Raw genomic sequence first — 11,841 nt, 5'->3', positions numbered from 1 at the left:
TTAAAAATTCAAAAAAAATCTTAAATCATTGAACTCCAAATAGAGTCTTGTGGTGTTATTGCCACAAATATCATCGAAACTTTAGTCACGGGATGGTTTAAAATTATTTTTCTTGCATGCAAATGAATCCCTCCATCAGTATTACTTCTGTCGAACCCATATTTTAAATCTCCTTTAATCGGACAACCAATTGCTTGAAGTTGTGCTCTAATTTGATGGTGTCTTCCCGTGTGTAAGTCAATTTCTAAAACAAAATAATGATCTAGTTTTTTGATAATTTGATAACTTAAACTTGCTTTTTTGCTATCGGGAACTTCTTTTAAATGTGCTTTTGAAGTATTATTTTTAGTATTTCTTTTGAGAAAATGAATTAAAGTATCTTTTTCTTTGGGAGGACAATTTTTAACTACAGCCCAATAGGTTTTTTGAGTTTCTCTGTTTTTGAATGTTTCGTTTAAACGGGATAGGGCTTTTGAAGTTTTTGCAAATATAACAATTCCGGTGGTTGGCCTGTCTAAACGATGTACAACTCCCAAAAAAACATCTCCAGGTTTGTTATATTTTTCTTTAATATATTCTTTTACTACATCAGAAAGAGGTTTGTCTCCCGTTTTATCACCTTGAACAATGTCGCCCACACGCTTATTGATGACAATGATGTGATTGTCTTCGTGAATAATTTGGAGATTATCTTTAGTTGAGATTTCTTTAGTAGACACTATTAATATTGTTCGTTCGCATTAGGAAAATCTTGCGATTTTACATCTGTAACATATTGACCAATGGCTTGAGTCATTTGCTCATATAAATCTAAGTAACGACGCAAAAATCTTGGGCTAAATTCATTATTCATCCCTAACATGTCGTGAATGACTAATACTTGTCCATCTACACCACTGCCTGCTCCGATTCCAATAACAGGAATGGAAATGCTTTTCGCTACTTTTTCAGCTAATGTAGCGGGTATTTTTTCTAAAACTAATGCAAAACATCCTAGTCGCTCTAACATTTTAGCATCTTCAATTAATTTTTCTGCTTCAGCATCTTCTTTTGCTCGCACTGTATAAGTACCGAATTTATAGATTGATTGTGGCGTTAACCCTAAATGTCCCATTACAGGAATTCCTGCATTTAAAATTTTCTTGATAGAGTCTTTAATTTCACTTCCTCCTTCAAGTTTTACAGCATGTCCTCCGCTTTCTTTCATAATTCGAATGGCAGAGCGTAATGCTTCTTTAGAATCGGATTGATAACTTCCAAAAGGTAAATCTACAACGACTAAAGCTCTTTCGCACGCTCTAACAACACTTGAAGCATGATAAATCATTTGGTCTAACGTAATAGGGAGAGTAGTCTCATGTCCCGCCATAACATTACTTGCAGAATCCCCAACTAAAATGACATCAACTCCTGCAGAATCAACAATTTTTGCCATTGTAAAATCATATGAAGTTAACATGGATATTTTTTCTCCATTTTCTTTCATATCAATTAAAGTTCTTGTTGTAATTCTTTTGTAATCTTTCTTTGCTACTGACATGTTTTGAGTTATTAAAAAAACAAAGGTAATAAATGTTAGTTTCTTTTACTTAGTAACCTAAAATATTTATCAAATATTAAATTAATGTTAATTTAATATTTTAATTTAGTGCCGTTTAATTAAAAAAAATGATTTTTATACTTCTTTTAGTAGCTATTGTAGGATATTCAATGGTGATTTTTGAATCTCCCATCAAAATAAACAAGACAATTACAGCATTGCTTACAGGAACAATTTGTTGGGTCGTAATTGCAATTTTTGGTTATGATCATCAGCATCTAATAACTGAAAAGTTAATGGGATACTTTGGAGAGATTTCCGGCTTACTTATTTTTCTAATGGGTGCCATGACAATTGTTGAATTAATTGATATACATAAAGGTTTTACTGTAATTACCAGAAGAATTAGGACTACATCGGTTTTAAGATTATTATGGATAGTTGCTTTTGTTACATTTATTTTATCTGCGTTGTTAGATAATTTAGCAACAGCAATTATCATGGTTACACTGCTTAGAAAATTAATGCCAAAAGGAGAGATTAGAATGGAATTGATTGGTATAGTTGTGATTGCAGCTAATGCAGGAGGAGCTTTTAGTCCGATAGGAGACGTGACTACAACTTTATTGTGGATTGGTGGACAGGTTAGTTCTTTTGGAATTGTAAAGGCATTGATATTACCTTCAATTATGGTATTATTGGTTCCGGTTGTTGTTGCAAGTTTTAGAATGAAAGGTTTTGCAGTTCTTCGTGCTCAAATTTCTATGGCTCAAGTGCGTCAGGAAGAAAAAATGCGAGGAAGTATGAGTGTTTTTATCGCGGGAGTTTTCGGTTTAGTAATGGTTCCAGTAATAAAAACGTTAACTGGATTACCACCTTTTATTGGTGTTTTAATTTCGTTATCCATGGTTTCTTTAGTATCTATTATGTATCACAGAAAGAAGACCCAAGAAGAAAAAGATAAATTCTCGGTAGCATATGCATTAACAAAAGTAGATATTAGTTCTATTCTTTATTTCATGGGAATTTTATTAATGGTCTTTGCTTTGCAAGAAGTAGGTGTTTTGAGAGAAATGGCTGATTTCTTAATTGAAACCTTACCAAATACAAACGCTATGATTGTAGTAATTGGAGTTTTATCTTCAATTGTCGATAACGGAAGTTTAGTCGCTGCAACACAAGGGATGTTTTCTTTGACAGACTATCCAATGGATCATTCCTTATGGGAGTTCATTGCTCTGTGTGCTGGAACTGGTGGTAGCATGTTAGTAATTGGTTCTGCCGCAGGAATTGCTGTAATGGAGAAAGAAAAAATTACTTTTATGTGGTATTTAAAGAAAATCACACCATTAGCAATAGCGGGTTATATTGCAGGAATTGTAACATATTTAATTCAATTGCTTCTAATACATTAAAATGAATTAATATGAAACCGCTATTCTTTCTGATACTTTTTAGTTTATCATGTTCAATTTTTGCTCAAGATTCCAATCCAAAAAAAGTGGTAGATGATTTTTTTACAGCTTTTCATGCAAAAGATACAGTTGTTTTAAGAGAATTATGCCATTCTGAAATTGTAATGCGAACAGTTGCCAATACAAAAGAAGGTTATAAATTAAAAGACGAAAAGTTTGATAAATTTTTAAATTCAATTGCAACAATTCCTGCGAATTTGAAGATTTTTGAAAAACTTATCGATTATAAAGTAGAAATTGATGGCAACTTAGCACACGTTTGGACTCCTTATGAGTTTTACGTAAACGATAAGCTAAGTCACATTGGTGCAAACGCTTTTACTTTGTATAATGACAACGGGAAATGGCAAATTATTCATCTAATTGATACGAGGAGAAAGAAATCTTTATAAAATCTTTATACTTATTAGCACTTCTTTTATACGCTATTTATAAAACCCAACTTATCTTTGCCAAGTAATTCAATGGTAAAGTTTTAAAGCGTGTTTAGTAGAACATCAAATCTTAATAATCAATATATTTTCAGCATAATATTGGTTGTGCTGGTTTCGCTTGCATGCTTTGCATTTAAAGAAATTATTGGATATAAGGTTATTGCTTTTATTCTTTTGGTTACCGTTTCGTTTGTAGCCATGTTTTATAGAATTGTTCCTACATTATTAGCTGCTGTTTTGAGTGCTTTAATTTGGAATTTCTTTTTTATCAAACCTTATTTTACGTTTCATATCGGAAATACAGAAGACCAATTTATGTTCTTTATGTATTTTGTTATTGCGTTAATTAATGCTGTTTTAACCTTTAAAATAAGACAAATTGAACGAATTGCAAATGAAAAAGAGTCGAAATTAAAATCTATAAAACTCTATAACACTCTTTTAGATAGTTTATCACACGAATTAAAAACGCCTATTGCAGCCATTATTGGTTCAACCGATGCACTCCAAAGCAATACAATAATGACCGAAAATCAGAAAGAAAAATTACTAGAAGAAATTTCAATTGCTTCTTTACGACTCAATAATCAAGTTGAAAATTTATTGAATATGTCACGATTAGAATCGGGTGTTATTGTTTCAAAAATGGATTGGGTTGATTTGAATGAAATTGTATATGAGGTAATTAGAGCGCTGAAAATTAAATCGTATTCACAAAAAATAGTTGTCAATGTATCTGAAAATTTACCTCTTTTTAAATTGGATTACGGTTTGATAGAGCATGTAATCTATAATCTATTGAATAATGCCATAATCTATACGCCGCAAAAAAGTACAATAACAATCAATTTATCATATACTGATGATACATTACAAATTGCAATTTTAGACCAAGGAAATGGTTTTCCAGAAGATGAAATTGCTCTTGTTTTTGATAAATTTTACCGACTTAAAAATTCGCGACCTGGTGGTTCTGGTTTAGGATTATCCATTGTGAAAGGTTTTATAGAAGCACAAAATGGGACTGTAACTTTAGAAAATAGAGTAGAAGGTGGAGCAAAATTCATAATCAAAATTAAAACTGAAGTTTCAAAATTTAATCCGACAGAAAATGAATAAGCGCCAAATTTTAGTCATAGATGATGAATCGCAAATCAGAAAACTTTTAGAAATTACTTTAAGTACGAATGATTTTGAGGTAAAATTAGCCGAAAATGGATTAGAAGGTATTCGTTTTGCAGCCACTTTTCAACCCGATTTAATTATGCTTGACCTCGGTTTACCCGATGTTGACGGACAGAAAGTGCTACAACAATTGCGCGAATGGTATTTGAATCCCATTATGATTTTATCTGTTAAAAGTGAAGAATCAGAAATTGTAAAAGCGTTGGATAATGGAGCAAATGATTATTTGATAAAGCCTTTTAGAATACAGGAATTATTAGCAAGAGTGCGTTCTCACATTAGAAATCACATTAAAGAAGCTTCAGAACCAATAATTAGTTCATCTAATTTTTCAATTGATTTGGTAGCTCGAATTGTAAAAGTGAGTAATGAAGAAGTTAAACTAACGCAAACCGAGTTTAATTTATTAGCCATTTTGGCAAAAAACGAAGGAAAAGTATTAACACATCAATACTTATTAAAAGAAATTTGGGGAAAAAGTTATAACGACCAAACCCAATATCTACGTGTGTTTGTAGCACAATTAAGAAAGAAAATTGAGAAAGATGCCAATCATCCCGAAATGATTCTCACCGAAAGCGGAATTGGTTATCGATTTATTCTGACATAAAAAATCATTACATATGGAAAATTCAGACAGCAACACAGCTAATGTGCCAAGCAACAGCGATAGTTTGTCTTTAAATAGCGCAATTTGTACACTACAATCTAATTCAAATTCAGATTATTGGCTTCGAGAGTTTATCAAAATTAATCAATGTCCACAACGAGAAGACGCCTTAGAAAATCAACTCAATGATTTGAGTTTAGTTGCCGAAAAACTCGGATTAGTCCATGCTTCGCACTTTATTAAAAACTATTATAAATTTAAAATTGAAAAATAATAATGCCTAAAACTTTATTTCAAACCGTAAGACGCGAATACTTAAAATTTCATTTGCGATTAAATCCACAACAGAGTTTGTTTTTTGGATTTTTCATGTACATGGTCTTGGGTTGGATTTTTCTATCCTTGCCCTTTTCTCAGAAAATCCCAACAGATTTCATTGACACACTTTTTACATCCACATCAGCACTTTCTACCACAGGATTAGCAACGGTGAGTACGTTTGATAATTATACCTTTTTTGGACAATTTATAATTCTAACATTGATTCAAATTGGTGGAATTGGTTATATGACGTTAACGACTTATATTTTACTTTCTACCACAAAACAAATTACGCATTGGCATAAAAAAATTATGCATAACGAGTTTACCATGCCAAAAGAATTTAAGATTCAGGATTTCTTAAAATCGGTTATCGTATTTACATTTATTATAGAAATCATTGGAGCTGTTTTATTTTATTTCGCTTTTAAGCCTATTCATTTCGATACTTTTTTTACCATTTGGACCAGTATTTTTCATAGTGTTTCCTCTTTTTGTACTGCAGGATTTAGTTTGTATAATACCAGTTTTGAAGCTTATGCAACCAATACTTTTTTAAATGGAATTGTACTCTTTTTAACTATTTCTGGAGGATTAGGGTTTATTGTTGTAACCGATATTTGGTATTATTTTTCAAAAAAATCGAATTCCATTTCGTTTACTACAAAAATGATTACTTTATCGTTTTTTGGAGTATTATTTATTGCAACTGCAATTACTTTTTTTGGAGAAAGTACTATACAACATTATCCAGTTTTTGAACGATTAGAAATTGCTTCTTTTCAAACAGTTAATGCTATTTCAACTGCCGGATACAATTCAATTCCGTTAAGTAATTTAACTTTAGGTGTTTTACTTACAATTATTTTTCTAATGTACGTTGGAGCAGCACCTTCAAGTACGGGTGGTGGTATGAAAATTACAACTTTAACTGCAGTAATTGCTATTGTAAAGAGCAAAGTAAGAAATCAAGCAAAAGTGACTTATTTAGGTAAAAAAATCCCAGCTGACCGACTAGAAATGGCAGTTTCGACCTTTATTTTTTATACAGCAATTTTATTTTTTAGTGTATTTTTGTTGAGCTTTACAGAAAATCATTCTTTAGAAAAGTTGCTATTTGAAGCTACTTCAGCCATTGGAACCGTTGGTTTAAGTATGGGAATTACCGGAAGTTTATCGGTTTGGGGAAAAATAATTTTAATTAGCATCATGTTTATTGGAAGGGTAGGCGTGATTACTTTTGGATTAGCGATTTTAGCTAAAAAACAACATAAAAAAATTGAAAATGAAACAGATTTGGCTGTGTAGTGTACTGCTTTTATCCTTTTTAGGAAATGCTCAAGAAAAAGATTCTTTAAAAATTAAAGTCTCTGGTTTTTTAGAAACGTATTATGCGTATGATTTTACTAATCCAACTACAGAAACTAAACTTCCATTTATGTACAATTACAACCGTCACAATGAGTTTAATGTGAACAATGGATTAATTCGTACGCAATTGCAATACGGAAATACTTACGCATCAATTGCAGTTCATGCAGGAACGTATGTAGATGATAATTATGCTTCGGAAGATATAAAATTGCTAAGCGAAGCCTATGTAGGATTGTATTTAAATGATACCAAAAAAGCATCCATTGAAGTCGGAATTATGCCAAGTTACATCGGATTTGAATCGGCCACTACGGCTTCTAATTTGACTTTAACGCGTTCTATTTTAGCGGAAAATTCGCCCTATTTTATGACGGGAGTCAAGTATAATTACAAACCAAATGACAAATGGAGTTTTTCAGGATTAGTAACGAATGGTTGGCAACGCATCAACAAACCTCAAAAAGACGTTGCTCCAGCTTTAGGAACGCAAATTGTATTCAAACCTTCTGAAAAATCCACATTGAATTGGAGTACTTTTATAGGAAAAGAATTTTATGGAACTGAATTAGCAATGCGTTATTTCAATAATTTGTATTGGGATAACACATGGAATTCGAAATGGCGTACCATTTTAGGATTTGATTTTGGAATTCAAGATAGCTCTTCGTTGAATGATAAGCATTTGTTTTGGATGAGTCCCGTTTTGATTGCGCAATATTCGATAAATACAAAATGGCAGACCGCTTTTCGATTTGAATATTATCAAGATGAAAACAATGTGATTGTTGCTACTTCTAATGCTTTCAAAACCTCTGGAGCTTCTATAAATTTAGATTATTTACCCAACTCAAAAGTAAAATTAAGAACCGAAGCGCGATATTTAGATTCTAAAGAAGCAATTTTCTTTGATAATAAATCCAATAACTTTTTTGTTACTACAAGTTTAAGTTTTGAGTTTTAATAAGTTTCTCATCTATTAGAAAAGCCATCAAATTTCCCATTATATAACAAAGTAAATCCAACCAAAGGAAACCTTCACCCAAAATATAATGACCTAAAGTGGTTTTTCTAATAGCTATTAACCAATCGATTTGTGCCAATTGTAGTATTTCAACACTAAAACAAAAAAGTAAACTCAGTAGGAGGGTAACTGATTTTTTCGAATCAGCAGCTAAAAATCGAAACCCAAAATAAATCAAAACTGCATATAAAATGTCACCAATAAATAACGGAATGCCCGATATTCTCCTTGAAAGTATTCCAAGTATCAAAACCGAGATAATAGAGATAAAATAATTTTGTCGATTACTTTTCATTAACAATCTGCTAATCCAACCGCCACAGCCAAACCACCTTCAGAAGTTTCTTTGTATTTGGTATTCATGTCTTTAGCAGTTTCCCACATGGTGTTGATTACTTTGTCTAATGGCACTTTTGCATTTAAAGCATCGGTTTCTAAGGCTAATTCTGCTGCATTTATGGCTTTAATTGCCCCCATAGTATTTCTTTCAATACAAGGAATTTGTACCAAACCACCAATTGGGTCACATGTCAATCCTAAGTGATGCTCCATTGCAATTTCAGCTGCCATAGTAACTTGAGCTGGGGTTCCACCCATTAATTCACACAAAGCTGCTGCTGCCATAGCACTCGAAACACCAATTTCTGCCTGACAACCGCCCATAGCTGCAGATATTGTAGCTCCTTTTTTAAATATAGAACCGATTTCGCCTGCTACCATTAAAAATTGTTTGATTTCTTTTTCACCCGCTTCATGATTTTCAATCACTAAATAATACATCAAAACAGCAGGGATAACGCCAGCACTTCCGTTAGTAGGAGCTGTAACTACTCGGCCTAATGAAGCATTAACTTCATTTACTGCTAATGCAAAACAACTTACCCATTTTAATATCTGACGGAATTTAACTTCGGTTTGTCTGATGATTTGTAACCACGAATATGGATCTTCATAAGGTAAAACACCAATTAAGTTTTTGTGCATGTCATATGCTCTTCTTCGCACATTAAGTCCACCAGGAAGAATGCCTTCTGAATGACATCCAATGTACATGCATTCTAACATGGTATCCCAGATACGAAGTAATTCGTTGTGAATTTCTTCTTCACTTCGCATGGTTTTTTCGTTTTCGTAAACGATTTCCGAAATCTTCTTATTTTCTGCTGTACAATATGCTAAAAGTTCTGCTGCTTTTTCAACAGGAAATGGAAAAGTATGTAAAATTTCTTCTTTATGATGATCCTCTTTTTCCTTCACAACAAATCCGCCACCAATAGAATAATAGGTTTCCGAATAAGTTTCGGTATCGGTTTTAGCTGTAAAAGTTAATCCGTTGGCATGAAAAGGTAAAAAGTTTCTGTTGAAAACAATATCGGTTTCAAAACAAAACGGAATTAAGATTTCATTCCCTAAGAAAATTTCTTTTTTATTTTTGATAGCTGTAATAATTACATCAATACTTTCCACAGGAATATATTCTGGATCAGCACCACTCAAACCTAACATTACCGCTAGATCAGTTGCGTGCCCCTTGCCAGTTAATGATAAAGACCCATATAAATCTACTTTAACACTAATAATATTATCAATTAGATTTCGATTGCGTAATTCTTTTAAAAATTGTTCTGCTGCACGCCAAGGTCCAAGGGTGTGAGAACTTGATGGCCCAACACCAATTTTTAACATATCAAAAACGGATATACATTCCATATCTAAAATTTAGTAATACAAATATAATTAGATTTGGTAAAATGGGTTGTTGAATTTGATTTTATAACAAATTTCTTTAACAATCTTTTGTTTCTATGCTAAGTTAGATTAATTAATAGCAGGTATAAAAAAACTTTTTCTGTCATGTTGTCAGTTTTTTAAACCTGACAAAAGCTGATTTCTGTCAAATCCTCTTTTTTTTAGTAATGGCATAATCATTGAATTAGGATTATCGAGTTTAAAATTGAAATTTAAAATTTAACAAGTATAAAAATGAGTAAAATTATTGGAATCGACTTAGGAACAACCAACTCATGTGTGGCTGTAATGGAAGGTGGAGAACCTGTTGTAATTGCAAACGCAGAAGGTAAAAGAACAACGCCATCTGTAATTGCATTTGTAGAAGGTGGAGAAATTAAAGTTGGAGATCCGGCAAAAAGACAAGCAGTAACCAACCCAACAAAAACGATTGCTTCGGTAAAACGTTTTATGGGTAACAAGTACACTGAAAGTGCAAAAGAAGCTTCAACAGTAGCTTATAAAGTGGTAAAAGGAGACAACGATACACCTCGTGTTGATATCGATGGTCGTTTATATACACCACAAGAATTGTCTGCAATGACACTTCAAAAAATGAAAAAAACAGCTGAAGATTATTTAGGTCATTCAGTTTCTGAAGCCGTTATTACTGTTCCAGCTTACTTTAATGATGCACAACGTCAGGCTACAAAAGAAGCTGGTGAAATTGCTGGTTTAAAGGTTATGCGTATTATCAATGAGCCAACGGCAGCAGCTTTAGCTTATGGATTAGACAAACAAGGAAAAGACCAAAAAATCGCAGTTTACGATTTAGGAGGTGGTACTTTTGATATTTCTATCTTAGAATTAGGAGACGGAGTTTTCGAAGTATTATCTACAAACGGAGATACACACTTAGGTGGAGATGATTTTGACCAAGTAATTATCGATTGGTTAGCTAACGATTTCAATGCTGCTGAAGGTGTTGATTTACGTAAAGATCCAATGGCATTACAACGTTTAAAAGAAGCAGCTGAGAAAGCTAAAATTGAATTATCAGCTTCTGCTCAAACAGAAATCAACTTGCCATACGTAACAGCTACGGCTTCTGGACCAAAACACTTAGTTCAAACATTAACAAGAGCTAAATTTGAACAATTAGCTGAATCTTTAGTAAAACGTTCTATGGAGCCAGTTGCTAAAGCTTTGAAAGATGCAGGTTTATCAGTTTCTGATATTGATGAGGTAATCTTAGTGGGAGGTTCGACTCGTATCCCTGTTATCCAAGAACAAGTAGAAAAATTCTTTGGTAAAAAACCATCAAAAGGAGTTAATCCTGATGAAGTGGTAGCAATTGGAGCTGCAATTCAAGGTGGGGTTTTAACTGGAGATGTTAAGGATGTATTGTTGTTAGATGTTACGCCACTTTCATTAGGTATTGAAACTATGGGAAGTGTAATGACAAAATTGATTGAATCGAATACAACAATCCCAACTAGAAAATCTCAAGTTTTCTCAACAGCAGCTGATAACCAACCATCGGTAGAAATCCATGTATTACAAGGAGAAAGACCAATGGCAAACGATAACAAAACAATTGGTCGTTTCCATTTAGATGGTATTCCACCAGCACCAAGAGGAGTTCCTCAAATTGAAGTAACATTTGATATAGATGCCAATGGAATTATTAAGGTATCAGCAACAGACAAAGGAACAGGAAAATCTCATGATATTCGTATAGAGGCTTCTTCAGGATTAACTCCAGAAGAAATCGAAAGAATGAAAAAAGATGCTGAAATGAATGCAGAAGCAGATCGTTTAGCTAAAGAGAAAGTTGATAAATTAAATGAAGCTGATTCCATGATTTTCCAAACGGAAAAGCAATTAGGTGAGTTTGGTGATAAATTATCTGAAGCGAATAAAAATACTATTGAAAGTGCTTTGACAGAATTAAAAGCGGCTTATGAAACAAAAGAAGTAGCAACGATTCAACCAGCTTTAGATAAAATAAATGAGGCTTGGAAAAATGCTTCTGAGGAAATGTACAAAGCTCAAGCAGAAGGTGGAGCAGCACAAGCAGAACCACAAGCAAACGCTTCGGGAGATCAAACTCAAGATGTAGATTTTGAAGAAGTGAAATAAAATAATATAGT

At 32.8% G+C, this 11,841-nt stretch carries 12 protein-coding genes; 8 read left to right on the top strand and 4 right to left on the bottom strand.

Features of this window, described 5'->3' with window-relative positions:
- Positions 1-20: 20 nt before the first annotated feature.
- Positions 21-719, bottom strand: coding sequence for an RluA family pseudouridine synthase (locus BUE95_RS06570; protein ID WP_073582711.1), 699 nt, complete (start codon positions 717-719; stop codon positions 21-23).
- Between the two features lie 2 nt (positions 720-721).
- The gene (gene panB, locus BUE95_RS06565; protein WP_073582709.1) at positions 722-1,540 is read right to left on the bottom strand and encodes a 3-methyl-2-oxobutanoate hydroxymethyltransferase; all 819 of its coding nucleotides are present in this window, start codon (positions 1,538-1,540) and stop codon (positions 722-724) included.
- Positions 1,541-1,668: 128 nt separating this feature from the next.
- On the opposite strand from panB, the gene nhaD reads away from it, so the two are divergent.
- The 7 genes from nhaD to BUE95_RS06530 all read left to right on the top strand — a co-directional run bounded on the left by nhaD (position 1,669) and on the right by BUE95_RS06530 (position 7,900).
- A complete protein-coding gene (gene nhaD / locus BUE95_RS06560) occupies positions 1,669-2,955 on the top strand; it encodes a sodium:proton antiporter NhaD (RefSeq protein WP_073582707.1) in 1,287 nt (428 codons plus the stop codon).
- Positions 2,956-2,966: 11 nt separating this feature from the next.
- Positions 2,967-3,407, top strand: a complete 441-nt coding sequence (locus tag BUE95_RS06555; protein WP_073582705.1) for a Cif family virulence factor — start codon at positions 2,967-2,969, stop codon at positions 3,405-3,407.
- Positions 3,408-3,497: 90 nt separating this feature from the next.
- The gene (locus BUE95_RS06550; RefSeq protein ID WP_262494364.1) at positions 3,498-4,568 is read left to right on the top strand and encodes a sensor histidine kinase; all 1,071 of its coding nucleotides are present in this window, start codon (positions 3,498-3,500) and stop codon (positions 4,566-4,568) included.
- Positions 4,561-5,244: a response regulator gene (locus BUE95_RS06545; RefSeq protein ID WP_073582703.1), complete on the top strand. Its 684-nt coding sequence runs from the start codon at positions 4,561-4,563 to the stop codon at positions 5,242-5,244. Before BUE95_RS06550 ends, BUE95_RS06545 begins: the two co-directional genes overlap by 8 nt.
- A gap of 13 nt (positions 5,245-5,257) precedes the next feature.
- Positions 5,258-5,518 carry a hypothetical protein gene (locus tag BUE95_RS06540; protein WP_073582701.1) on the top strand — a complete coding sequence of 87 codons (261 nt, stop codon included), beginning with the start codon at positions 5,258-5,260 and terminating at the stop codon, positions 5,516-5,518.
- 2 nt (positions 5,519-5,520) lie between these two features.
- On the top strand, positions 5,521-6,873 hold the full coding sequence (locus tag BUE95_RS06535) for a TrkH family potassium uptake protein (protein WP_073582699.1): 1,353 nt from the start codon (positions 5,521-5,523) through the stop codon (positions 6,871-6,873).
- Positions 6,851-7,900: a porin gene (locus tag BUE95_RS06530; RefSeq protein ID WP_073582697.1), complete on the top strand. Its 1,050-nt coding sequence runs from the start codon at positions 6,851-6,853 to the stop codon at positions 7,898-7,900. Before BUE95_RS06535 ends, BUE95_RS06530 begins: the two co-directional genes overlap by 23 nt.
- On the opposite strand, the gene BUE95_RS06525 is transcribed toward BUE95_RS06530, so the two are convergent.
- Together BUE95_RS06525 and BUE95_RS06520 are read right to left on the bottom strand one after the other, a co-directional pair.
- The gene (locus BUE95_RS06525; RefSeq protein ID WP_073582695.1) at positions 7,875-8,255 is read right to left on the bottom strand and encodes a ribosomal maturation YjgA family protein; all 381 of its coding nucleotides are present in this window, start codon (positions 8,253-8,255) and stop codon (positions 7,875-7,877) included. The two genes, BUE95_RS06530 and BUE95_RS06525, sit on opposite strands and share 26 nt — an antisense overlap.
- Complete coding sequence (locus BUE95_RS06520) at positions 8,255-9,670, bottom strand: L-serine ammonia-lyase (RefSeq protein ID WP_073582693.1); 1,416 nt, start codon at positions 9,668-9,670, stop codon at positions 8,255-8,257. Before BUE95_RS06520 ends, BUE95_RS06525 begins: the two co-directional genes overlap by 1 nt.
- A gap of 273 nt (positions 9,671-9,943) precedes the next feature.
- Here BUE95_RS06520 and dnaK point away from each other — a divergent pair, with 273 nt between their 5' ends.
- Complete coding sequence (gene dnaK / locus BUE95_RS06515) at positions 9,944-11,830, top strand: molecular chaperone DnaK (RefSeq protein ID WP_073582691.1); 1,887 nt, start codon at positions 9,944-9,946, stop codon at positions 11,828-11,830.
- Positions 11,831-11,841: the final 11 nt, after the last annotated feature.

Source organism: Flavobacterium cucumis (assembly GCF_900148835.1).
Taxonomy (GTDB): domain Bacteria; phylum Bacteroidota; class Bacteroidia; order Flavobacteriales; family Flavobacteriaceae; genus Flavobacterium; species Flavobacterium cucumis.
This window is presented reverse-complemented; position numbering and strand designations above follow the sequence as displayed.

Coding starts and splice junctions, on each gene's coding strand:
- panB (WP_073582709.1), bottom strand. CDS start 1,540: ATGTCAGTAGCAAAGAAAGATTACAAAAGAATTACAACAAGAACTTTA.
- nhaD (WP_073582707.1), top strand. CDS start 1,669: ATGATTTTTATACTTCTTTTAGTAGCTATTGTAGGATATTCAATGGTG.
- BUE95_RS06555 (WP_073582705.1), top strand. CDS start 2,967: ATGAAACCGCTATTCTTTCTGATACTTTTTAGTTTATCATGTTCAATT.
- BUE95_RS06545 (WP_073582703.1), top strand. CDS start 4,561: ATGAATAAGCGCCAAATTTTAGTCATAGATGATGAATCGCAAATCAGA.
- BUE95_RS06540 (WP_073582701.1), top strand. CDS start 5,258: ATGGAAAATTCAGACAGCAACACAGCTAATGTGCCAAGCAACAGCGAT.
- BUE95_RS06535 (WP_073582699.1), top strand. CDS start 5,521: ATGCCTAAAACTTTATTTCAAACCGTAAGACGCGAATACTTAAAATTT.
- BUE95_RS06530 (WP_073582697.1), top strand. CDS start 6,851: ATGAAACAGATTTGGCTGTGTAGTGTACTGCTTTTATCCTTTTTAGGA.
- BUE95_RS06525 (WP_073582695.1), bottom strand. CDS start 8,255: ATGAAAAGTAATCGACAAAATTATTTTATCTCTATTATCTCGGTTTTG.
- BUE95_RS06520 (WP_073582693.1), bottom strand. CDS start 9,670: ATGGAATGTATATCCGTTTTTGATATGTTAAAAATTGGTGTTGGGCCA.
- dnaK (WP_073582691.1), top strand. CDS start 9,944: ATGAGTAAAATTATTGGAATCGACTTAGGAACAACCAACTCATGTGTG.